This window comes from Brevundimonas sp. M20 (assembly GCF_006547065.1).
Taxonomy (GTDB): domain Bacteria; phylum Pseudomonadota; class Alphaproteobacteria; order Caulobacterales; family Caulobacteraceae; genus Brevundimonas.
In genome coordinates, this window is record NZ_CP041243.1 from 2,241,875 (window position 1) to 2,263,173 (window position 21,299).

Here is a 21,299-nt window from a genome sequence, read left to right on the forward strand (position 1 = left end):
GCAATGACCGGAAATCGGGCAAGAAAGCGGCCCCTTCCGGCAGGCCCGGCGGGCGTTTGAGCGGGTCCGCCCCTCAGGGCGGCAAAGGAAATAATCGCGGCGACTGGAGCCCCGAGCGCGGTTCGTCGCCCCGAGGTGATTCCACGCCCGCTTCGTCGAACCGCGCTCCGCGGGGAAACAGGGTCGACGCCGACAACTGGCTGTGGGGTCGTCACCCGGTTCTGGCCGCGCTCGCCAACCCGTCGCGCAAGGGCATGGGCCGTCTGCTGGTCACCGCCGACCGCGCCGAGGAGATCGAACGCGACCGTCTGGCCCCCAACGGCCACCGCGCCGAAATCATCGACGGTCCGGCCCTCGCCCGCATGCTGCCCGCCGGAGCGGTCCATCAGGGCATGGCCTTCAAGGTCGCCCCGCTGGAAGGCGTCGCGCTGGAGGACATCGCCGAAGACGCCTCAGGCGTCATCGTCATGCTGGACCAGCTGACCGACCCCCAGAACGTCGGCGCCATCTTCCGCTCGGCCCTCGCCTTCGGGGCCAGGGGCATCGTCGTGCAGGACCGCCACTCCCCCGCGCTCGCCGGCGCGCTGGCCAAGGCCTCGGCCGGAGCGACCGAACGCCTGCCCTGCGCCCGCGTGACGAATCTCAGCCGCGCGCTGGAGAAGCTGTCCGACATGGGCTGGCGCGCCATCGGCCTGGACGGCGCGGCCGACCTGACGCTTGAACAGGCCCTCGACGCCCAGCCCACCGTTATCGTCATGGGCTCGGAAGGCGACGGCGTCCGCCGTCTGGTGGCCGAGCACTGCGAGGCCATGGCCAGGATCCCCATGCCCGGCGGCTTCGAAAGCCTGAACGTCTCCAACGCGGCGGCCATCGCGCTTTATGAGGCGGCGCGAAAACAGGCGGGATGACGGCTGACAGAATGCCGCACCGACGCTAGAGAGCGCTCATGGAATTCCTCAGCTCTCCCGAACTCGGCTCCCAACTGACCGCGCTGGGTCAGGTGGTCATGATGGACCTCGTGCTGGCCGGCGATAACGCCGTCGCCGTGGGTCTGGCCGCCGCCGCCCTGCCGCAGGAGCAGCGCAAGAAGGCCATCCTGATCGGTCTCGTCGCCGCCGTCGTCATGCGCATCGGCTTCGCGCTGGTGACGGGCTGGCTGATGGGCCTGATCGGCCTGCTGCTGGCGGGCGGCTGCCTGCTGCTGTGGGTGTGCTGGAAGATGTGGCGCGAACTGCGCGAGCAGGCGACCCACGATCAGGCCGAGGCCGAGAAGGAACTCGAACTGGCCCTAAGCATCGAGCACGGCACCGGTCCGTCGCCCGAGGAACTGGGCCTGAAGCGCAAGACCTTCGGCGCGGCGCTGGTCCAGATCATGATCGCCGACATCACCATGTCGCTCGACAATGTGCTGGCCGTCGCGGGCGCCGCGCACGAGCATCCGTGGATCATGGTCTTCGGTCTGGTCCTGTCGATCGGCCTGATGGGCGTGGCGGCGACCTATATCGCCAAGCTGCTGCACCGCTTCCGCTGGATCGGCTACGTCGGTCTGGTCATCGTCCTTTACGTCGCCCTGCACATGATCTGGGACGGCTACCGCGCCACCGTGGTCCGCACCGGGAATCTGGCCCAGCACAACGCCGCCATCCCGGCCTTCCTGCAGATCAAGCCCGACGAGGTGGCCAAATTCTGCAAGGCTGAGCCTGAGGGGCCCAGGCGCACGACCTGCCTGACCCAGCCCGGCGCCACCCCCGCGGACCAGCCTCCGCCCCTGACCGTTCCGGCGACCTGAGCCATGAGCACCGCGCCCCGCACCCCATTGCAGTCCGTCGTGCGCCAGATGTCGTTCGCCACCGGCGTGGCGGCGGCCCTGTCGATCACGGCCTGTCAGCAACAACCGCCGAAGCAGCAGGCCTCCACCCGCATCTGCACCGACCCGTCGGGCGCGCGTATCCCCGACGAGAACTGCCACCGCAGCGGCGGCGGCGCGGGTTCGGCCGCCCTCTGGTATTTCGGCGCTGCGGCTCTGGCCCGCACCGCCTATGGCCAGCGCGCCACCGGCGGCAGCTACACCGCCCCCGAAAGCAGCCGGGGCTTCGGCGCCACCGCGCGCGGCACCGCGGGCGGCTGATGCGGCGTCAGGCGCTCACGCCCCGCCCCGACTGGCGCGAGCGGGTCGAGGCCCTCGGCCTCGTCTGGCACACCGCCGCCGATCAGCCCTACTGGAACGAGGCCGCCTGCTACCGCTTCGACCGCCGTCAGATCCGCCAGATCGAGCAGGCGACCGAAGAGCTGTACCAGCTGTGCCTGACCGCCGGTCAGCACATCGTCGACCAGAACCTGTTCCACCGGTTCGGCATCCCCGACTTCGCCGTCCCCCTGATCCGGAAGGCGTGGAACGAGGAGCCGCCGGCCCTCAATTACGGTCGGTTCGACCTCGGCTATGACGGCGTCTCCCCGCCGAAGATGTTCGAGTTCAACTGCGACACCCCCACCTCCCTGCTGGAGGCGGCGGTCATCCAGTGGGACTGGCTTGAGGCCGTCTTCCCCGGTCAGGACCAGTTCAACGGCATCCACGACGCCCTGATCGCCCGCTGGCGCGAGATCGCCCCCGCCCTGCCCCAGCCCGTTCACTTCACCTGGGCCGAAGAGGGCGCGGCGGAGGACGCCGTCACCGTCGCCTATATGGCCGATCTGGCCCGCGAGGGCGGCGTCCAGAGCCTGCCCGTGCCGATCCACCGCATCGAATGGACCGGCCTGCGCTTCGCTGATCCGACCGGCAATCCGATCAAGGCCCTGTACCATCTCTATCCGTGGGAATGGCTGGTCCGCGAGGGCTACGGCTCACGCATCGCCCACGCGCCCAATCTCTGGATCGAGCCGATCTGGAAGATGATCTGGTCGAACAAGGCCCTGCTGCCGATCCTGTGGGACCTGTTCCCCAACCACCCCAATCTGCTGGAAGCCGCCTTCGAGCCCCTGCCCGGCGACCATGCGCGCAAGCCGATCCTCGCTCGCGAAGGCGCCAATATCTCCATTGTGAAGGACGGTCAGGTGGCCGAGGCCACCGGCGGCGACTACGGCGACGAAGGCCATGTCTGGCAGCGCCTCTACGACCTGCCCGACTTCGACGGCCATCGCCCGGTGATCGGCAGCTGGATCGTCGACGGGGCCGCCGTCGGCATGGGCATCCGCGAAGCCGGACTGATCACCGGCAACACGGCGCGGTTCGTGCCGCATGTGATCGAAGGTTAGGACAGCCCCTGCAACGAGCCCTCGTCAGTAGCGGTAGTCATCTCTCACTCGTCGCATGAAATCACCGGCTGACTCCGGTTGCAGACGTTGACCTTCGGTGGCCTTGCGCAGGTCTTCGAGTGCGATCCGCGTTCTGGCGGGCTGAGAAGCCTTCGGCTGTATGGCCGGCTTTTCCTGCTTCATCTTCCCAGCCCAGCTCCGCCGCCAGAGAGGCATCCTTGGCACGACAGGCTCACCGCGTCAGGAAGTAAGCCTCGCCCAGATGGCCGTTGGCGCCGCAGTAGGGACGCGAACCGCCCTGCCCGCTCGGCGCGATTTCCTCGACCTTCAGATAGCCCTGATACAGCGACAGGCGGATGCGCCAGCCGTCGCCGCCATCGAGGGTGATGACGCGATCTCCGACCTGCCCCCTGCCCGAGACCTCGCACAGCCAACGGGCGTTGACCGGGTAGGCGGCGCTGATATCGACCGAGACCTGCCCCTTCTCCAGCGTGCGAATTTCGACCGAGCCCGCCGCATTGCGCCAGAGGCCCTGCATATGGGTCGCCGGACGCGTCTGCAGCCGGTCCAGGAAGGCGATCCGGTCGTCCATCCGCGCCGCCAGATCCGGGAAGTCGCGGAAACCGCCGCGCGTGCTGTTCTCCTGCCACTCGTCGCGGGCGCCGAGGAACCACCGCTGGTCTCGCGTCAGGGCCTCGCGCATCGGCGGCGTCATCGCTCCGCGCACGGCGACGTAGCGATCCGCCAGCCCCCGATCCAGCCGCCCCAGCCGGGCATCGGCGCAGATGGCGTGCTCCGCCGGGGTCGAGGCGCGCGCGCAGTTGAACGAGGGCTGACTGACCTGCGGCGCGGTGGTCAGCGACAGGGCGAGAGCGAGGGTGGCGAACATACAATGCCTTCTTCAGGTTTCACCCGAAGCAACGCCGCAAGCGTCACCGCGCTCCACGTCTACGAACAGATGAAGCGCTTAAGCTTCCGCCCCGCCGAACCGCGCGGACCACTCCGCCACCTGTTCGTCCTCGATCTTGGCGAACAGGACGCTGGCGGCGGCGACCGGCTGACCGACGGGCAGCAGGTTGAACAGATCCGCGTCCGCCGACGGCCACGACAGGTCGGTCGAGCCGACCGTGGCGGCGATCTTCTCCGCCGAGGCCGGGATGATCGGGGCGGCCAGACGGGCGAACAGGGCGACCAGATTCAACGCCAGACGCGTCGCGGTCTCGGCCCGCTCCACATCCGTCTTGAACGCCGTCCACGGCGCCGCGACCTGGAGATACTCATTGCCCAGCACCCAGACGGCGCGGATCGACTGCGCGGCCTTGCGGAACTCCATGTCTTCCAGATTGGCGGTCGCCTCGGCGATCCCGGCCTTGATCTGGTTCAGGAAGTCCTGATCCACGTCGGTCAGCGCCCCGCCCTGCGGAACGACGCCGCCGAACTTCGACTCGGTGAACTTGACGATCCGGTTGACGAAATTGCCAAGCACGTCGGCCAGGTCCTTGTTCGTCGTCGACTGGAACTGCTCCCAGGTGAAGGCCGCATCGGAATGCTCCGGGCCATAGGCCGTCAGGTGCCAGCGCCAGTAGTCGGCGGGCAGCAGCTCCAGCGCCTGATCCATGAAGACGCCGCGCTTCTGGCTGGTCGAGAACTTCCCGCCGTACCAGTTCAGCCAGTTAAAGGCCTTCAACTGGTCGACCATCTTCCACGGCTCGCCCGAGCCGATGATCGTCGCCGGGAAGCTGACGGTGTGGAAGGCGACGTTGTCCTTGCCCATGAACTGGACGTAGCGGACATCGTCGGCGCCCTCGTCGGTGCGCCACCAGCTGCGCCAGTCGCCGCCCGTCGCATTGGCCCATTCCTCGGTCGCGCCGATGTATTCGATGGGGGCGTCGAACCAGACGTAGAAGACCTTGCCCTCCATGCCCGGACGCGGCCCGCCGTCAGGCCCGACCACCGGCACGCCCCACTTCAGGTCGCGGGTGATGCCACGGTCGATCAGGCCTTCGTCAAGGTGCTTGTAGGCGATGGATTTGGCCAGCGTCTGCCAGTCGGTCTTGGTGCCCACCCAGTCACGGATCGGCTGCTCGACCCTGGTTTGCAGCAGGTACAGGTGGCGGGTGTCGCGCACCTCGAGGTTCTTCGACCCCGAGACCGACGAATACGGATCGATCAGATCGGTCGGGTCCAGCAGGCGGCCGCAGTTGTCGCACTGGTCGCCGCGCGCGCCGACGAAGCCACAGTGCGGGCAGGTGCCCTCCACATAGCGGTCCGGCAGGAAGCGGGCGTCGTCGATCGAATAGATCATCCGGTCGACCCGCTCCTCGATCAGCCCCTTCTCCTCCAGCACCTTGGCGAAATGCTGGGTCAGGCGGCGGTTCGGCTCGTTCGAGGACCGGCCGAACCAGTCGTAGCTGAGGCCGAAGGCTTCACCGGCGGCCTTCTGGATCTCATGCTGCTCGTCGCAATAGGTGCGCACGTCCTGCCCGGCCTTGGCGGCGGCCAGCTCGGCCGGGGTGCCGTGCTCGTCGGTGGCGCAGATGTACAGGACATCATGCCCCTGCCCGCGCTTGAACCGCGCCCACACGTCCGCCGGCAGCATCGAGCCCGCCAGATTCCCCAGATGCTTGATGCCGTTGATGTAGGGCAGCGCCGAGGTGATGAGGATGCGGGACATGGATTCCGGGGAGGGACTAGGGATCAGGGACCAGGGATTAGTCTGGTTAGTGGCGAGTGCGAACCGATACCGCAACCCCGCCGCCCACCTAATCCCTAATCCCTACTCCCCAATCCCTTGCGGCAGCCGCCGCGCCACCCTCACGAACCGCCCGGTCAGCAGGCTGCCGGACACCAGACTGGCGATGATCACCGCCCAGACCAGACCATCGACGCCGATCTGGTGGGCCAGCACCCAGCCCAGCGGCATCATGATCGCGCCATAGGCGAAGAAATGCATGATCGTCGGCCACCAGACATCGCCCGCGGCGCGGTTGGCCTGCGCGGCGACGACCTGGATGCCGTCGGCCACGAAGAACAGGGTGGCCAGCACCAGCGCCGGTCCGGCGATGGCGATCAGGGCCGGATCGACCGTGTAGGCGCGCACCAGCAGCCCCGCCGTCGGCCAGATGATCAGGGCCACCAGCAGCGCCAGCGCCGTCACCACCCCGATCCCCGCGAAGCCCGCGCGCAGCACGCCCTCGCGGTCCCGCGCGCCATAGGCGCGGCCGACCAGCACCGCCGTCGCCGACGACAGCCCCATCGGCAGCATGAAGACGATGGCCGACATATTGATCACGATGGCCCAGCTGGCGGTCTCGTTGGTGCCCAGCAGGCCCGCGATCACCGTCATGGCGGCGAAGGCGCCGACCTCGATGAAGTTGGATGCGCCCGCGCCCAGCCCGACCTTGACCTGCTCCCGCTCGGTCTCGCGATCCCGCGCGGGCCGCTTCCACAGGTTCCAGCTCTTCGCCTCGGGCAGACGCAGGATGTAGATGACGAGGAAGGCCGCCAGCGCCAGTCGCGCCCCGAACGTCGCCCAGGCCGAGGCCACCGCACCGTTGACGCCCAGCCCCAGCAGGTCCGGCACCAGCAGCAGGTTCAGGCCGATGTTCACGCCGTTCGCCACCCACATGGCCCACATGCCGGGCTTGGGCTTGGACAGGCCCTCCAGGAAGAACTGGGCCGCCACCGAGATCAGGTAGAAGGGCATGGACACGGCGAAGACCACCAGCGGGCCGGACGCCCCGGCGCCGAGCCCCTCTTCAAAGCTCACGGTGTTCATCACCCACGGACCGAGGAAGGCCAGCGCCAGCATGGCGGCGATCCCGATCTGCAGCGCATAGACCATGCCCCGGCGCAGCACCGCGCCGATCTCGCCGTGCCGCCCCTCGCCGCGCAGGCGGGCGGTGACGATCTGCACCCCCATCATCAGGCCCACGGCGGTCGTCAGCACCACCGACGACGGCGCCCAGGCCAGCGAGTGATAGGCCAGCTCGCGCGACGCGTAGTGGCCGACCACGATCGCGTCGGTCAGCCCCATGGTCATGATGCCGATCCGCGCCAGCACCACCGGCCAGGCGAGATTCAGCAGTTCCTTCAGGGTGGCGCGGGTCTTGTCGTTCAGGGCGATCATGGGACGCGGCACAGGCCACGCCCCCGCCGCCGGGTCAACCGGGTTTGGGAGCGCCCGACATAAGCGCTCCTTCTGACCGGCTCAGCCGTGCTTCGCCACCAGCTTGCCGAACGCCGCCATGATGCTCGTCAGGAAGGTCTTGGTCCCCTCGACCTTCACCTCGCCCTTGTCATCGAAAAGCTCGCCCGCATTGCCGATATAGGCCTCGGGCTGTTGCAGGGTCGGCATGTCGAGGAAGACCAGCGACTGGCGCAGGTGGTGGTTGGCCCCGAACCCGCCGATGGCGCCGGGCGAAACCGTGACGACGGCCGCGGGCTTGCCCGACCAGATGCTGTGGCCATAGGGGCGCGAGCCCACGTCGAGGGCGTTCTTCAGCGCGCCCGGGACCGAACGATTGTACTCCGGCGTCACGAAGACCATCCCGTCCACGCCCCGCATCTCGTCGCGGAACCGGGTCCAGGCGGCGGGCGCGGCCTCTTCCAGATCGGGATTGTACAGCGGCAGGTCGCCGATCTCGACGATCACGCCCTCCAGCCCCTCGGGCGCCTGACGGATCAGCGCCTCGGCCGTTAGCCGATTCAGGGAGCCCTTGCGCAGGCTGCCGACGATAAAGGCGATTTTGCTCATGGGAGGCTCCTTCGGGACGACCGCCGTCCTGCCCCTGATCTGGCGCCGCGCGGTCCGGTGGACAAGGGCGCGATGCAACGCCTAAACCTCACCCCATGCCGAAGCTGACCTCCGCCATCGACACCGCCTCCGCCGCCTTCAAGGCGCTGGACGCCCACAACCGCGCCCTGCGCGATGAACTTTACGAGAAGGTGGCGAAAGCCGGGCGCGGCGGCTCGGACGCCAGCCGCGAGCGCCACGTCTCGCGCGGCAAGCTGCTCCCACGGGATCGGGTCGAGCGCCTGCTGGACCCCGGCTCCCCCTTCCTCGAGATCGGCCAGTTGGCCGCCGGGGGCATGTATAATGACGAGGCGCCGGGCGCGGGCATGATCTGCGGCGTCGGCCGGGTCTCTGGCCGCGAGGTCATGATCGTCGCCAACGACCCGACCGTGAAGGGCGGCGCCTACTTCCCGATGACGGTGAAGAAGCACCTGCGCGCCCAGGAGATCGCCGAGCAGAACAACCTGCCCTGCGTCTATCTGGTCGATTCCGGCGGGGCCAACCTGCCGCATCAGGCCGAGGTCTTTCCCGACCGCGACCACTTCGGCCGCATCTTCTTCAACCAGGCCCGCATGTCGGCCAGGTCGATCCCCCAGATCGCCTGCGTCATGGGCTCCTGCACGGCGGGCGGCGCCTATGTCCCGGCCATGTCGGACGAAACCGTCATCGTCCGGGATCAGGGCACCATCTTCCTGGCCGGTCCGCCGCTGGTGAAGGCCGCGACCGGCGAGGTGATCTCGGCCGAGGAGCTGGGCGGCGCCGAGACCCACGGCCGCAAGTCCGGCGTGGTCGATCATGTCGCCGAGAATGACGAACACGCGCTGGAGATCGTCCGCTCCATCGTCGCCAACCTGAACACGGTGAAGCGCGTCGATCTGGACGTGCGCGAGCCGCGCCCGCCCGCCCTGCCCGCCGAAGACCTGTACGGCATCATCCCCGACGACGTCCGCGCCCCCTATGACGTGCGCGAGGTCATCGCCCGCATCGTCGACGGCTCGGAACTGGACGAGTTCAAGGCCCTGTACGGCACGTCGCTGGTCTGCGGCTTCGCCCGCATCTGGGGCTATCCGGTCGCCATCCTCGCCAACAACGGCGTCCTGTTCTCGGAAAGCGCCCAGAAGGGCGCCCACTTCATCGAACTGGCCTGCAAGCGGAAGATCCCCCTGCTGTTCCTGCAGAACATCTCGGGCTTCATGGTCGGCGGCAAATACGAGGCCGAGGGCATCGCCAAGCACGGCGCCAAGCTGGTCACCGCCGTCGCCTCGGCCGAAGTCCCGAAATTCACCGTCCTGATCGGCGGCAGCTTCGGGGCCGGCAACTACGGCATGTGCGGCCGCGCCTACAGCCCGCGCTTCCTCTTCACCTGGCCCAACAGCCGTATCTCGGTGATGGGCGGCGAACAGGCCGCCAGCGTCCTCGCCACCGTCCACCGCGACGCCGACAACTGGACGCCCGAACAGGCCGAAGCCTTCAAGGCCCCGGTCCGCCAGAAATACGAGGACGAGGGCAACCCCTACTACGCTTCCGCCCGCCTCTGGGACGACGGCGTCATCGACCCCGCCCAGACCCGCGACGTCCTCGGCCTCGCCATCAGCGCCAGCCTGAATGCCCCGATCCCGGAGACGACCTTCGGCGTGTTCCGGATGTGATGTAGCTCGGGCGCATCCCAAGGCGGCTTCGCGCGTACTGTAAAGTTCCTTCCCGCCAGTCCGGAGTAACCGTCCATGATATCCGCCCCGTTCGCCGCCCTCCTGATCACCGCCTTCGCGCCGTCGGTCGACACCCCGACCTTCCCCGCCGACTTCCATGGCCGCTGGGACCTCAGCGCCGAAGCCTGCAATCGCGATGAAAGCGGCACGGCCCTGACCATCAACGCGCGCCAGATCATCGGCTACGAGGACACCTCGACCCTGAAGTCAGCCCACGTCCTCGACGGCGGTTCGCTACACGTCTTCGTGGACAACGAATCCGCCGACGGCGACCGCGAGATCCAGATGGTCATCTGGCGCAGTTCCGACGGCGGCGAGTGGCTGAACATCGAAGGCGACTCCCGTCCACGCGCCGTCCGCTACGCCCGCTGCGGCGCGTGAAACTGGCCGCCCGTCATCTGCTGTGCGCCGGTCTGGCCCTCCTGGCCGGACCGGCCCTCGCCGCCTCCGGGCAGAATGGCCCACCGGTCATCCCCGAGCGCTTCCACGGCGACTGGAGCAGCGACCTGTCGAAATGCGGTGACCGCGAGAGCGGCCTGAACCTCAGCATCGACGCGGGCTTCATCACTTATTTTGAAGCCGCCGACACCGTCCTCGCCGTCCGCCCCGCCGAACTGGACGGCATCAACATCCACGTCCGGCACGAGGACTACGACGGTATGGAGGAAACATACCGCACCCTGATACTGTCGGATGATCGACAGACGCTCAGCTTCACCTACGGTGACGGTCCCGAGTTCGTCGCCTACCGCTGCCCCCAAGGAAAACAAGATGGCTGACAAGCCCACCGAAACCCAACCCGAAGACGCCCTCGACATCACCGACGCCGAGGCCGCCGAGATCAACGCCATCGCCCATCCGCTGGTCGCCGATCCGGCGCCGGACGCCAACGATGATCTGGTCCAGATCGACGCGACCGCCGACGGCGTGGTCTTCGTCACCATCAATCGCCCGCACAAGCGCAACGCCTTCGACGCCGCCGTCATCGGCGCCCTGCGCGAGGCCTTCGAGACCCTGCACGGCGCCGACAAGGTGCGTCTGGTCTTCATCCGCGGCGCGGGCGGCACGTTCAGCGCCGGCGCCGACATGGGCTGGATGAAGGACGCGGCGGGCTGGTCGGAAAGCGACAACCGCGACGACGCCATGAGCCTGGCGCGGATGCTCAAGGCCCTGCATGACGTTCCGGCCCTGACCTGCGCCATCGTCGAGGGCTCGGCCATGGGCGGCGGCGCCGGCATCGTGGCCGCCTGCGACATGGCCGTGGCCGTCGAGGGCGCCCGCTTCGCCTTCTCCGAGGTCAAGCTGGGCCTGATCCCGGCGACCATCGCCCCCTATGTGGTCGAGGCCATCGGCGCCCGCCGCGCGCGCCAGCTGTTCCTGACCGCCAACATCTTCGACGCCGACTACGCTGCCCACGCGGGCCTGATCGACATGGTCCTGCCGGAAGGCTCTGTGGACGAGTTCATCTCCATGCTGACCGACAGCCTGTCGGGCAACGCGCCGGGCGCCATGGGCGACGCCAAGCGTCTGGTCCACTACGTCGCCGCTCACGACAAGATCGACGGCGGCCTGATGGACGAAACCGCCAAGCGGATCGCCCGCGCCCGCGTCTCCGAAGAAGGCCAGGAAGGCGTCGCCGCCTTCCTCGAAAAACGCGCCCCCAAGTGGGCGGAGTAGGAAACCCGCCGTGGAGCGCGGACCTCCACGTCCGCGCTCCCGCTGCTGCACGGTCCGAGGTGTCGGAAGTGATTGGTGATTGGTGATTGGTGGGTGGCGGGTTCAAGGCCGCTGTCTGCCTTGCTTGCATCGGCGCCCACGGCATCGAACCACAAATCACTAACCACCAATCACTTGCCATTCGCGTTCCATCCGGATGTGGCGCCTTCGCTCGCGCCACTCTAAACAACCCCCATGTTCAAATCCGTCCTTGTCGCCAACCGTGGCGAGATCGCCTGCCGCGTCTTCCGCACCGCCCGCGCGATGGGGATTCGCACCATCGCCGTCTATTCCGAGGCCGACGCCGACGCCCTGCATGTGCGCGAGGCCGATGAGGCCGTGCTGATCGGCCCGGCCGCCGCCCGCGAATCCTATCTGGTCGCCGAAAAGGTGCTGCAGGCCGCGAAGGACACGGGCGCCGAGGCCATCCACCCCGGCTACGGCTTCCTGTCCGAGAACGCCGACTTCGCAGAAGCCGTCATGGCGGCGGGCATCATCTGGATCGGCCCGAAGCCGGACTCGATCCGCGCCATGGGCCTGAAGGACGCGGCCAAGAAGCTGATGATCGAGGCGGGCGTGCCCGTCACCCCCGGCTATCAGGGCGAGGATCAGTCGGACGAAACCCTGACCGCCGAGGCGAACAGGATCGGCTTCCCGGTCCTCATCAAGGCCGTCGCCGGCGGCGGCGGGAAGGGCATGAAGAAGGTCGACCGCGCGGAAGACTTCGCCGACGGCCTCGCCTCGGCCCGCCGCGAGGGTCAGTCCTCCTTCGGTGACCCGCGCGTGCTGATCGAAAGCTACATCACCCGCCCGCGCCACATCGAGGTTCAGGTCTTCGGCGACAGCCACGGCACGGTCGTCCACCTGAACGAGCGCGACTGCTCCCTGCAACGCCGCCACCAGAAGGTCATCGAGGAGGCCCCGGCCCCCGGCATGGACCAGGCGACCCGTGACGCCGTCACCGCCGCCGCCGTCCGCGCGGCGAAGGCCGTGAACTATCAGGGCGCCGGCACCATCGAGTTCATCGCCGACGCCTCCGACGGCCTGAAGGCCGACCGCATCTGGTTCATGGAGATGAACACCCGGCTGCAGGTCGAACACCCGGTCACCGAGGCCATCACCGGCGTCGATCTGGTCGAATGGCAGTTCCGCGTCGCCGCGGGCGAGCCCATCCCGCTGAAGCAGGACGAGATCGGCATCAACGGCTGGGCCATGGAGGCCCGCCTCTACGCCGAAGACCCGGCCAACGGCTTCCTGCCGTCGATCGGCAGGCTGGAGCATTTTGTACTGCCCGGCGATCCCCGTCGTCCCTACGCGGCCTACGATGTCCGTATCGACACCGGCGTCATGCAGGGCGGTGAAGTCAGCCAGTTCTACGACCCGATGATCGCCAAGCTGATCGTTCACGGGAATACGCGTGAAGCTGCGGCTGAAGCCCTCGCCGACGCCGCCGGCGACGTCGAGGTCTGGCCGGTAAAGACCAACGCCGCCTTCCTCGTGAACTGCCTTGAGCACCCCCGGTTCGTCTCCGGCGATGTCGACACCGGCTTCATCGCGGCGGAGGAAGCCGTGCTGACCACCTTCACCCTCAGTGACCACGGCCTGCAGGGCGCCGCGCGGGAGGTTCGCTTTGAGGACGGCATAAACGGTGTGGGCCGCGATCCTTTCGCCCCTTGGGAATCCTGGACCGAGGCGGCTGGCCTTCGCCTGAACGCCTCACCGTCCTTGAAGCAAACCCTCTTCGTGGACGGTGTCCGCACCGTCATCGAGATCGACGACGCCATCGCGGCGCAGCATTCGCATTTCGAACCCGAACGCGGGACCACGATCTACTTCGAGAGCGGTGCCCCGTTCAGGGTGTCATCCCTCTCACCGAGGGGCGCCGCCGCTGGCCCCGCATCCGACGGCTCCCTCCGCGCCCCCATGCCCGGCAAGATCGTCGCCGCCCCGGCCGTCGCGGGCGACACGGTCGCCAAGGGCGCGCCCATCGTGGTGCTGGAAGCCATGAAGATGGAGCACGCTCTCGTCGCACCCTTCGACGGCGTGGTTCAGAGCGTTTCTGTTGTCGTCGGCGATCAGGTGGGCGACGGTGTCGTCCTCGCCGTCGTCACCCCTGTTGAAAGCCTGCCCTGATGTCCCTGATCGCCGCCTTCGCCGCCGGACTGGCCCTGTCCGCCTCGCCGTCGCCCCAGACCGACGCCCTGTCCGATCTGAAACCGGCGGATCGCGCGGACCTTCAGTGCATGACCCTGCTCACGGCCATGGTCGGCGCCGAGCAGAATGAGACCACGCGGCTGACCCTGACCTCCGGGATCACCTACTATCTCGGTCGGCTTCAGGGCCGGACCCCGGACGTCAAATGGGTGGACCGTCTGATGGCCTACGCCCGCACCGAACCCACCGCCGCCCTCGAGGCCAACCGCACCCGCTGCGCGGGAGAAATGCAGGAGATGGGTCGGGTCATGACCGCGGCGGCTTCAGGCGGTTGATCGCGAACAGCCCTCAGCCCAGCCCCAGTCCGCCCACCGGCGTCGTCACGGTCGCATCCTCGAACGTGGCGATCAGCGGCAGGCCCCGACGCAGCAAGGTCTTCACCGCCTCGTCGGCCAGGGCGTCGCGGTGGGCGGCTTCATTGATCCAGACCTCGCTCACCCGGATGGCCTCCGGGTCGGCCGGATCATGCGACACGACATAACTCAGGCACCCCGGCATCCCCAGCGCCACCCGGTCCAGCAGAATCGCCGTCAGCGCCTCCCGCTGACCCGCCCGGGCCGTCATCCGACCGATCAAACCGTACATGCCGTCGCCTTCCGTTGCGGCAGCCTCTACGCCCGTGCATCCCCCCTGTCTTCACGGGGAAACTACTGAGCCCCACGTTAACGCCGGTCACCAGAACAGCCTCTGACCTTCGCGCGAAAGTGGCGGAGCCGGAGCCCGGAAAGTGGCTAGTGGCTAGTGGCTAGTGGGTGGCTTGGACCCTGGCCGGCGCGCGCTGACCGCCGTCCCTGTCATCCACTAGCCACTAGCCACTTGGCGTCCCCGCCCTGTCCCTACCGATCACAGCTTTCGGTCCGACACCCGCCCCTCCCCGCTGGCGCCCGGCCCCGCATCGCGCCATATCCCCACCATGCCCCTGCACATGATCAAGCTCTGCGTCGGCGTCTCCGAGGTCGAATGGCTGGAGCGGCGCGCCGAGGGCGGCCGGCCGCTCATCGTCCACACCCGCATGACACCCAAACGCGCGACGGAGCTGGAGGACGGCGGCTCCCTCTACTGGGTCATCAAGGGCTCGGTCCTGTGCCGCCAGCCGATCCTCGACATCTCGACGCTCGGCGAAGGCAGCCAGAGCCGCTGCGAGATCACGCTGGAGCCCCGCGTCATCCGCACCGCCCCCCTCGCCCGCCGCCCCTTCCAAGGGTGGCGCTATTTCGAGCCCAAGGACGCCCCCGCCGACCTGACGGCCGCCGACGCCTCGGACCTGCCGGATGATCTGGCGCGGGAACTCCGGGAGTTGGGGGCGTGGTGAAGTCGAAGGATTAGGGACTAGGGATTGGGGATTAGGCGCAGCCGCTGAACCGAGGTCGCCCTTCCCCGTTCACGGCGAAGCTGATCTAACCCCTTCCCTAATCCCCAATCCCTAGTCCCTAATCCCTCCCATGCCCCCCGCTCGCTCCGACCGGCTCTCCGACGCCCTGCACCGCATCTTCGAGCGGGGCGGAAACACGCCCGCCAGCTGGTTCGCGCTGACGGGCGGCGAGACCCTGTTCGCCGAGGGCGATCCGGCGGACACTCTCTACCTGCTGCGCGCGGGCCGTCTGGGCGTCTTCCGTAGCGAGAGCAACGATCAGCCGCCCCAGTTCGTCGGCGTCATCCGCCCCGGCGAACCGGCGGGTGAAATGGCCATGCTGGCGGGCAGCCCGCACACCGCCGACGTCGTCGCCCTGCGCGATTCCGAGGTTCTGGCCCTCCCCCGCGACGCCTTCTTCGAGGCCGCCCGCACCGAGCCCGACCTGATGGTCGAGCTGTCGCGCCTGATGATCCAGCGCGCCCGCGACCGGCGCTCCGGCGGCGGCGAGCCCAGCGTCTTCGGCTTCATCTCCGCCCGCCCCCGGCCCATCCGCGCCTTCGTCGAGCGGATCGCCGCCGCCATCGAAGCCGCCGGCTTCACCTGTCAGGTCATCGACCACTCAGCCCTGTCCTCCGCCGCCGACTGGTTCAGCCGGGTCGAGGATTCGCACGACTTCGTCCTGTACGTCGCCGAGGCTGACGAGCCCGCATGGGCCGCCCTGTGCGCCCGTCAGGTGGATCGCCTGTTCGTCGTCGGCCAGTGCCTGCTGGCCCCGCCCAACCGGCCGCTGCCCCATGCCGGAGTTCTGGACGCCCAGCGCCGCACCGACCTGATCCTGCTGCGCGACCCGCGCATGGCCCGGCCGCACAACACCGCCGTGTGGATCGACGCGGTCCAGCCGGGCCGCTGGTTCCAGGCCATGGAAGGCGATCCCGCCGACGCCGCCCGCATCGCCCGCGTCATCACCGGCACGGCGGTGGGCGTGGTCATGTCCGGCGGCGGCGCCCGCGCCTATGCCCACATCGGCGCCCTGAAGGCCCTGTGCGAGGCCGGCGTGCCCATCGACTTCGTCGGCGGCGCCTCCATGGGCGCGGTGGTCGCCGCCGGTCCGGCCATGGGCTGGACGCTGGACGAGTTGGAGGACCGCATCAGACGCTCCTTCGTCGACAGCGACCCGCTCAGCGACATAACCTTCCCCATGCTGGCCATGAGCCGCGCGAAGAAGGTCGATAACCTGCTTCAGGCCGCCTACGGCGACACCGACCTGGCCGACCTGCACCTGCCCTTCTTCGCGGTCTCGACCAACCTCACCTCGGGCCGGATCGAGATCCATCGCCGGGGCCTGATGCGCCGGGCCATGCGCGCCACCATCGCCATCCCGGGCCTGCTGCCGCCTGTGGTTCTGGACCGTCAGGTGCTGGTGGACGGGGCGGTGCTGAACAATTTGCCCGCCGAGGTGATGCGCCAGATGAACGCCGGGCCGGTCATCGGCATCGACATGTCGCAGGCGCGCGGCGTCGATCCTCACATGATCGAGCATCCGCCGTCGATCTGGCGGCTGATCGCCACCGGCGCCTGGCGTCGCGGTCCGCCCATCGTCTCCATCATGATGCGCTCGGCCACCCTGACTTCGGACGCCGAGATCGAGCGGTCGCGGGGCATCGTGGACATTCTGGTCCAGCCCACGCCCGACGGCGTCGATATTCGCGACTGGAAGGCCTACGGCCCCGCCGTCGACGCCGGCTACCGCGCCATGGCCGCCGAACTGGAGGCGCTGGACGGCCCGGTCACCGGCCTGCGCCGTCGTCGTACCGTCGCCGCGCAATCAGGAACAGGCGTGGAAACGGCAGAAGGGTCACCCCGTCCGGACGAGGCGGAAAAGCCCGCGAAAGGGCGTCGGAAAGCGCCGAAAGCCAGGCGGCCTTCATAGCGGGATCATCCGCCAGCGCCGTCAGGTGCGGCCGCAACGCCGTGCCCTTCATCCATTCCAGCACCGGCGCCTCGCCGGTCAGGGCGTGCAGATAGGTGGTCGACCAGATATCGATATCCCCGCACCGCTCGGCCAGCGCGTCGTAATAGTCCGCCGGGTCCAGCAGGGCCTGAATGGTCCGCCGCTCCTCCAGCCGGTCGGCCCACGGCCCTTCTCCGCGCACCTGCCGCATCACCCGGTAATGCAGGGTGTCCCACGACAACGGCATCTGCACCGCGATGACCCCGCCCGGCGCCAGCAGACCCGTCAGCCGCCGCAGCAATGCCCGGTGGTCCGGCAGCCATTGCAGGGACGCGTTGGCGAAGATCAGGTCCAGCGGCCCCTCCGGCTCCCATGTGGCCAGATCGCCCTCGACCCAGTCCACATCGGCTCCCAGCCCCCGCGCCTGCTCCAGCATGGCCGCGCTGGCGTCCAGCCCGGTCACATGGGCCCGCGGATGCCGCCGCTTCAGCAGGGCCGCGTGCTGCCCAGCGCCACAGCCCAGATCGACGATCGACCGCGGCTCCAGATCGCCCGGCAGCCGCAACAACAGATCCAGCGCCGGCCGATCCCGCTCGGCCTCGAACCGGCTGTACTGTTTGGGGTCCCAGAGGGTGGCGGCTGCGGCGTTGCTCATAGGGTGGAGCATAGGCCGTTGAGAGCGGCGCCGGGCAAGTGATTGGTGATCAGGTGATTGGTGATTAGCGGTTTCGGACAGCCTGCCTCACCAACTTGGCCCCGGTGACGCCGGCAGCAATCACCAATCACCAATCACTTGCCACGCGCAAACCGCGCGTCAGACAGGAACACTGTTTCCGGGAGAAAGCGTGGAAGGCGATGGTACAGCCTCTCAGGTTTGAACTGAGGACCTCCGGCTCCACAAACCGGCGCTCTAACCAACTGAGCTAAGGCTGCACATATCCGCGCGAGCGGCGTCTTTAGCTGCGTCGGTTGTGGGGATCAAGAACCAATTGCGCCGATGCGGATGCGATCTGCGACGCCCTTGAACGCACAGCCCGGAAAGTGGCGAGTGGCGAGTGATTGGTGGGTGGCCTGGACGTCGGTCAGCGCCCACCGGCCACGGTCCAGGCCACCCACTAACCACTAATCACCAATCACTTCGCCGCTCAGGCGCCCGAACACACGGGCGCCGACCTCCCGCCTCAGCTCCAGCCCCGGCTGGCGATGTATTGCTCAAGCGCGGTGATCCGCGTGGTGTCGGACGGGTGAGTCGAGGCGAACTCGGGCGTGGAGCCCTGACGCTGTTGCTGCATCAGCCGCCACAGGGTGACAGACTCGGCCGGGCGGTATCCCGCGCGCTGCATGTAGTCGACGCCCAGACGGTCGGCCTCCAGCTCATCCCGGCGCGAGAAGGGCAGCAGCACGCCCAATTGAGCGCCCAGACCGCCGATGGCGCCCGCCGCCTGGCCATAGTCCCCCGCCGCGCCCTGCACCCCGCTGAGAACCAGTCCGGTCGCGGCGCTGGTGGAATAGCGCTCGGCGGCGTGGCGGGCGACGACGTGACCGACTTCGTGCCCCAGCACGGCGGCCAGCTGATCGTCATTGCGGACCAGCGCCAGCAGGCTGGTGGTCACCCCGATCTTGCCCGACGGCAGGACGAAGGCGTTCGGCGCGTCACTGACGAACAGGGCGTACTCCCAGCGTCGGTCGCCCAGCCCCGCCGCATTGACGATCTTGCCGCCGACCGTGCGGATACGGTTCAGCGCGGCCGGGTCGTTGGACTGCCGCTGGGTTCGCAGGGTCTCGGCCCAGACCGCGTCCGCCTGCTGGGTCAGGGCGCTGTCGTCCACGATCAGGAACTGGTTGCGGCCCAAGGTGTCGTTGTAGGCGCAGGCCGACAGCGCGGCTCCGGACAGCAAAAGGGTGGCGAGGATGGCGCGTTTCATGGGGTCTCTCCGCAATCAGCTTGGCCGTACAAAACGTCATCCCCGCCGAAAGGCTCCGGGGCAAGAGGGCGATGGACGCAAGCGCAATGTGACGCCTTCGGGCTCTCACCGCCCATCCAGCTCCCCGGCCCAAACAAAAACGCCCCGGGGCCGAAGCTCCGGGGCGTCCCTGTCTTGTCGCTTTCGCTCAGCCTTAGTCCGGCATCTGGAAGCGCGAGGTCCAGCGGACCACCGCGCCTTCAGCGGCGCCGTCCACCGTCCGGGGCGAAACCCGCGAACGACGGGCCGCGGCCAGAGCGGCCTGGCCGAAGCCGGCGCCGGCGGGATCTTCCGAAACCACCGAACAGTTCGTCAGGCTACCGTTCGGTTGAACGTTGCACTGGATCGTAACCCGGCCGGATTCGATGCCACGCGAGATCGCGCGTTCCGGGTAGTCCGGCAGGACCTGACGGGCCCAGCTCGGCTGCGTGATCACCGACTGACGCGCCGGCGGAGCCGGAACGGGCGCCGGTTGGGGCGGCGTGGTGGTCACCACCGGCGGACCGGGGTTCTCAATACGCTGATCCTTCGGCGTCGGCGCGAGGACGACGGGCGGCGGCGAGACCGGGCTCTGAATCGGAGCCGGGACGCGCACCTGCAGCTTCGGCGGCGGGGGCTGGTTGCTCGGCGGCGGCGGCGGCGGCGGAGGCGGCGGAGGTTCGGGCAGAGGCTCGATGATCTCCACGTTCACCGCGTCGTCGACGTACCGGATTTCCCGCAGCTTGAACTGCATGTTGACGAAATAGATCGCCAGCAGAACGAACAGGGAGGTGACGACGAGCAGGCTGACGATGAGCACGCCGGGGGGAACCCCGAGGAAGCCCTTCTTGCGCGGCGCGTCGTACCGGCTGCGATGATATTCAACAGTCTCGGTCATGGTTGAACCGTCTCCCGTTACTGAGTCGACTGGTCTTCGCCGACCAGAGCCACGGAATAGAAACCGTGATCCTGGAGCGAATTCATGACCTGCATGAAATCACCGTATCGGGTCGTCTGGTCCGCGCGGATGAAGATACGCTCATCCGACGGCAGCTTGTTCCCGATCAGCTTGCCCAGCTCGGCGCCGACCGAAGTGATGTCCACCTCGTCGTCACCGATATAAGCCGAGCCGTTGTTCTGGATAGACACATAGAACGGCTTCGGGGGGTTTTGCTGAGGTTTAGCGACCGCAGCAGGAAGTTTCACCTCCACCGACACGGTGGCGAGCGGAGCCGCCACCATGAAGATGATGAGCAGAACCAGCATGATATCAACGAAAGGCGTGACGTTGATTTCCGAGTTCTGCTCAATGGCCCACTTGCCACCGCCGCCGCCTCCAAGTTTGGCGGCCATCCGGGTTACGCCCCCTTGTCGAGGTTACGCGAGATCGCGTTGATCAGTTCAGCGTTGAAGCCGTCCGAACGGGTGCCGTAGGCCGCGATGCGCGTGTTGAAGTAGTTGTAGAACACGACCGCCGGAATAGCGGCGAACAGGCCGATGCCGGTGGCGAGCAGGGCTTCAGCGATACCCGGAGCAACGACGGCCAGGTTGGTCGTGTTGGTGTTCGCTATACCGATGAACGAGTTCATGATGCCGTACACGGTGCCGAACAGACCGACGAACGGACCGATCGAGCCGGTCGAGGCCAGGAACTGCTGGCCGCCCGACAGGCGCTTGGCCAGACCCGATTGAACCGCCGACGTCGCTTGTTGAGCGCGCAGCAGGGCCGAGTCGGAGTGTTCGCCGGTGACCGAGAGGCCGGCCTGACGCGACAGTTCGATTTCGTCGGTGGCCGCGGCGGCCATGTCGGCCAGCGGGTTGCCGTCGAACTCGTCCGAGGTGGCGACCTTACGCATGTCAGCGATGGTGCGGGCCTGACGGAACGATTCCAGGAAGCGGTCGGTGGCGCGGTTCAGCGAACCGAACTCGAACAGCTTGATGAGCAGCAGGGTCCACGAGAAGATCGAGGCCAGAACCAAGCCGATCATGACGACCTTCACGACGATGTCGGCGTGTTGGAACATCGACGCGACGGTCATCTTGTCGCCTTCGGCAGCCGGCTCTTCAGCGGCGGCCGGTTCAGCGGCCGGAGCCGGGGTCGGGGCGGGGGTGGTGGCGGCCGGAGCGGCAGTCGAGGCCGCCGCGGTCGGGGCGGCCGTTTCCTGCGCGAGGACCGGCGAACCGACCATCAGGACGGCGGCGCCGGCCATGGCCAGAAGAATGTTGGTCTTTTTGAAGTCGAGCATAGTTCGCCAGGTCCTGCTTTGGTGTCTGACTCGTGGAACCCAGGGAGCAGACCAATCTGGCGGCCGGCCCCCGATGAAAATCTCGCCCGTAAACTCAGGGATTCACAGAACCCCGATCT

The 21,299-nt window shown here is 68.0% G+C and carries 21 protein-coding genes, 1 tRNA gene and 1 pseudogene; 12 read left to right on the plus strand and 11 right to left on the minus strand.

The window, feature by feature from the left end; genetic code table 11:
* The first annotated feature begins 56 nt into the window (after positions 1 to 56).
* From rlmB to FKQ52_RS11005, 4 genes are read left to right on the plus strand one after another with little or no spacing between them, the layout of a single operon-like run.
* A complete protein-coding gene (rlmB, locus tag FKQ52_RS10990; RefSeq protein WP_240811631.1) occupies positions 57 to 908 on the plus strand; it encodes a 23S rRNA (guanosine(2251)-2'-O)-methyltransferase RlmB in 852 nt (283 codons plus the stop codon).
* Positions 909 to 946: 38 nt separating this feature from the next.
* Positions 947 to 1,789, plus strand: coding sequence for a TerC family protein (locus FKQ52_RS10995; RefSeq protein WP_141627219.1), 843 nt, complete (start codon positions 947 to 949; stop codon positions 1,787 to 1,789).
* A gap of 3 nt (positions 1,790 to 1,792) precedes the next feature.
* Positions 1,793 to 2,128 (plus strand): hypothetical protein, encoded by a 336-nt coding sequence (locus FKQ52_RS11000; RefSeq protein ID WP_141627220.1) that lies wholly within the window; start codon positions 1,793 to 1,795, stop codon positions 2,126 to 2,128.
* Positions 2,128 to 3,252: a glutathionylspermidine synthase family protein gene (locus tag FKQ52_RS11005; RefSeq protein ID WP_141627221.1), complete on the plus strand. Its 1,125-nt coding sequence runs from the start codon at positions 2,128 to 2,130 to the stop codon at positions 3,250 to 3,252. The genes FKQ52_RS11000 and FKQ52_RS11005 overlap by 1 nt, the downstream gene beginning before the upstream one ends.
* A 232-nt stretch (positions 3,253 to 3,484) precedes the next feature.
* On the opposite strand, the gene FKQ52_RS11010 is transcribed toward FKQ52_RS11005, so the two are convergent.
* The 4 genes from FKQ52_RS11010 to FKQ52_RS11025 form a co-directional block, all read right to left on the minus strand.
* On the minus strand, positions 3,485 to 4,141 hold the full coding sequence (locus FKQ52_RS11010) for a lysozyme inhibitor LprI family protein (protein WP_141627222.1): 657 nt from the start codon (positions 4,139 to 4,141) through the stop codon (positions 3,485 to 3,487).
* Positions 4,142 to 4,219: 78 nt separating this feature from the next.
* The gene (metG, locus tag FKQ52_RS11015; protein ID WP_141627223.1) at positions 4,220 to 5,926 is read right to left on the minus strand and encodes a methionine--tRNA ligase; all 1,707 of its coding nucleotides are present in this window, start codon (positions 5,924 to 5,926) and stop codon (positions 4,220 to 4,222) included.
* 102 nt (positions 5,927 to 6,028) lie between these two features.
* Complete coding sequence (locus tag FKQ52_RS11020; protein WP_240811632.1) at positions 6,029 to 7,393, minus strand: MATE family efflux transporter; 1,365 nt, start codon at positions 7,391 to 7,393, stop codon at positions 6,029 to 6,031.
* A 69-nt stretch (positions 7,394 to 7,462) separates the two neighbouring features.
* A complete protein-coding gene (locus FKQ52_RS11025; RefSeq protein ID WP_141627224.1) occupies positions 7,463 to 8,008 on the minus strand; it encodes an NADPH-dependent FMN reductase in 546 nt (181 codons plus the stop codon).
* Positions 8,009 to 8,103: 95 nt separating this feature from the next.
* Between FKQ52_RS11025 and FKQ52_RS11030 the strand changes: the two genes are divergently transcribed.
* From FKQ52_RS11030 to FKQ52_RS11055, 6 genes are all read left to right on the plus strand, one after another.
* The gene (locus FKQ52_RS11030; RefSeq protein ID WP_141627225.1) at positions 8,104 to 9,696 is read left to right on the plus strand and encodes a carboxyl transferase domain-containing protein; all 1,593 of its coding nucleotides are present in this window, start codon (positions 8,104 to 8,106) and stop codon (positions 9,694 to 9,696) included.
* A 75-nt stretch (positions 9,697 to 9,771) separates the two neighbouring features.
* Positions 9,772 to 10,137 carry a hypothetical protein gene (locus FKQ52_RS11035; RefSeq protein WP_141627226.1) on the plus strand — a complete coding sequence of 122 codons (366 nt, stop codon included), beginning with the start codon at positions 9,772 to 9,774 and terminating at the stop codon, positions 10,135 to 10,137.
* Entirely contained in the window at positions 10,134 to 10,535 is a 402-nt protein-coding gene (locus FKQ52_RS11040; protein WP_141627227.1) for a hypothetical protein, read from the plus strand. The genes FKQ52_RS11035 and FKQ52_RS11040 overlap by 4 nt, the downstream gene beginning before the upstream one ends.
* Positions 10,528 to 11,433: an enoyl-CoA hydratase-related protein gene (locus tag FKQ52_RS11045; RefSeq protein ID WP_141627228.1), complete on the plus strand. Its 906-nt coding sequence runs from the start codon at positions 10,528 to 10,530 to the stop codon at positions 11,431 to 11,433. The genes FKQ52_RS11040 and FKQ52_RS11045 overlap by 8 nt, the downstream gene beginning before the upstream one ends.
* Before the next feature lie 234 nt (positions 11,434 to 11,667).
* Complete coding sequence (locus FKQ52_RS11050; protein WP_141627229.1) at positions 11,668 to 13,605, plus strand: biotin carboxylase N-terminal domain-containing protein; 1,938 nt, start codon at positions 11,668 to 11,670, stop codon at positions 13,603 to 13,605.
* Entirely contained in the window at positions 13,605 to 13,961 is a 357-nt protein-coding gene (locus tag FKQ52_RS11055; RefSeq protein WP_141627230.1) for a hypothetical protein, read from the plus strand. The genes FKQ52_RS11050 and FKQ52_RS11055 overlap by 1 nt, the downstream gene beginning before the upstream one ends.
* Before the next feature lie 13 nt (positions 13,962 to 13,974).
* On the opposite strand, the gene FKQ52_RS11060 is transcribed toward FKQ52_RS11055, so the two are convergent.
* The gene (locus tag FKQ52_RS11060) at positions 13,975 to 14,271 is read right to left on the minus strand and encodes a putative quinol monooxygenase (protein ID WP_141627231.1); all 297 of its coding nucleotides are present in this window, start codon (positions 14,269 to 14,271) and stop codon (positions 13,975 to 13,977) included.
* A gap of 328 nt (positions 14,272 to 14,599) precedes the next feature.
* Here FKQ52_RS11060 and FKQ52_RS11065 point away from each other — a divergent pair, with 328 nt between their 5' ends.
* Together FKQ52_RS11065 and FKQ52_RS11070 are read left to right on the plus strand one after the other, a co-directional pair.
* Positions 14,600 to 14,998, plus strand: a complete 399-nt coding sequence (locus tag FKQ52_RS11065; RefSeq protein ID WP_205750743.1) for a DUF1489 family protein — start codon at positions 14,600 to 14,602, stop codon at positions 14,996 to 14,998.
* A gap of 130 nt (positions 14,999 to 15,128) precedes the next feature.
* Complete coding sequence (locus FKQ52_RS11070; RefSeq protein ID WP_240811633.1) at positions 15,129 to 16,970, plus strand: patatin-like phospholipase family protein; 1,842 nt, start codon at positions 15,129 to 15,131, stop codon at positions 16,968 to 16,970.
* Positions 16,971 to 17,256: 286 nt separating this feature from the next.
* On the opposite strand, the pseudogene FKQ52_RS16670 reads toward FKQ52_RS11070, so the two are convergent.
* From FKQ52_RS16670 to FKQ52_RS11100, 6 genes and pseudogenes are all read right to left on the minus strand, one after another.
* Positions 17,257 to 17,658, minus strand: a pseudogene (locus FKQ52_RS16670) (methyltransferase domain-containing protein); the annotation flags it as partial.
* A 189-nt stretch (positions 17,659 to 17,847) separates the two neighbouring features.
* Positions 17,848 to 17,924, minus strand: a tRNA-His gene (locus tag FKQ52_RS11080).
* Positions 17,925 to 18,172: 248 nt separating this feature from the next.
* Entirely contained in the window at positions 18,173 to 18,916 is a 744-nt protein-coding gene (locus tag FKQ52_RS11085; RefSeq protein WP_141627234.1) for a M48 family metallopeptidase, read from the minus strand.
* Positions 18,917 to 19,109: 193 nt separating this feature from the next.
* Entirely contained in the window at positions 19,110 to 19,832 is a 723-nt protein-coding gene (locus FKQ52_RS11090) for a TonB family protein (RefSeq protein ID WP_141627235.1), read from the minus strand.
* Between the two features lie 17 nt (positions 19,833 to 19,849).
* Entirely contained in the window at positions 19,850 to 20,287 is a 438-nt protein-coding gene (locus FKQ52_RS11095) for a biopolymer transporter ExbD (protein ID WP_141627236.1), read from the minus strand.
* A 5-nt stretch (positions 20,288 to 20,292) separates the two neighbouring features.
* Entirely contained in the window at positions 20,293 to 21,180 is an 888-nt protein-coding gene (locus tag FKQ52_RS11100; protein ID WP_141627237.1) for a MotA/TolQ/ExbB proton channel family protein, read from the minus strand.
* Positions 21,181 to 21,299 lie beyond the last annotated feature (119 nt).

Bases quoted from the DNA above. Each gene is read 5' to 3' on its own strand.
- FKQ52_RS11065 (WP_205750743.1), top strand. From the start codon at position 14,600: ATGCCCCTGCACATGATCAAGCTCTGCGTCGGCGTCTCCGAGGTCGAA.
- FKQ52_RS11055 (WP_141627230.1), top strand. From the start codon at position 13,605: ATGTCCCTGATCGCCGCCTTCGCCGCCGGACTGGCCCTGTCCGCCTCG.
- FKQ52_RS11035 (WP_141627226.1), top strand. From the start codon at position 9,772: ATGATATCCGCCCCGTTCGCCGCCCTCCTGATCACCGCCTTCGCGCCG.
- FKQ52_RS11005 (WP_141627221.1), top strand. From the start codon at position 2,128: ATGCGGCGTCAGGCGCTCACGCCCCGCCCCGACTGGCGCGAGCGGGTC.
- FKQ52_RS11060 (WP_141627231.1), bottom strand. From the start codon at position 14,271: ATGTACGGTTTGATCGGTCGGATGACGGCCCGGGCGGGTCAGCGGGAG.
- FKQ52_RS11045 (WP_141627228.1), top strand. From the start codon at position 10,528: ATGGCTGACAAGCCCACCGAAACCCAACCCGAAGACGCCCTCGACATC.
- FKQ52_RS11070 (WP_240811633.1), top strand. From the start codon at position 15,129: ATGCCCCCCGCTCGCTCCGACCGGCTCTCCGACGCCCTGCACCGCATC.
- FKQ52_RS11100 (WP_141627237.1), bottom strand. From the start codon at position 21,180: ATGCTCGACTTCAAAAAGACCAACATTCTTCTGGCCATGGCCGGCGCC.
- FKQ52_RS11090 (WP_141627235.1), bottom strand. From the start codon at position 19,832: ATGACCGAGACTGTTGAATATCATCGCAGCCGGTACGACGCGCCGCGC.
- FKQ52_RS11025 (WP_141627224.1), bottom strand. From the start codon at position 8,008: ATGAGCAAAATCGCCTTTATCGTCGGCAGCCTGCGCAAGGGCTCCCTG.
- FKQ52_RS11085 (WP_141627234.1), bottom strand. From the start codon at position 18,916: ATGAAACGCGCCATCCTCGCCACCCTTTTGCTGTCCGGAGCCGCGCTG.
- FKQ52_RS11000 (WP_141627220.1), top strand. From the start codon at position 1,793: ATGAGCACCGCGCCCCGCACCCCATTGCAGTCCGTCGTGCGCCAGATG.
- FKQ52_RS11030 (WP_141627225.1), top strand. From the start codon at position 8,104: ATGCCGAAGCTGACCTCCGCCATCGACACCGCCTCCGCCGCCTTCAAG.
- FKQ52_RS11050 (WP_141627229.1), top strand. From the start codon at position 11,668: ATGTTCAAATCCGTCCTTGTCGCCAACCGTGGCGAGATCGCCTGCCGC.
- metG (WP_141627223.1), bottom strand. From the start codon at position 5,926: ATGTCCCGCATCCTCATCACCTCGGCGCTGCCCTACATCAACGGCATC.
- FKQ52_RS11010 (WP_141627222.1), bottom strand. From the start codon at position 4,141: ATGTTCGCCACCCTCGCTCTCGCCCTGTCGCTGACCACCGCGCCGCAG.
- FKQ52_RS11095 (WP_141627236.1), bottom strand. From the start codon at position 20,287: ATGGCCGCCAAACTTGGAGGCGGCGGCGGTGGCAAGTGGGCCATTGAG.
- FKQ52_RS10995 (WP_141627219.1), top strand. From the start codon at position 947: ATGGAATTCCTCAGCTCTCCCGAACTCGGCTCCCAACTGACCGCGCTG.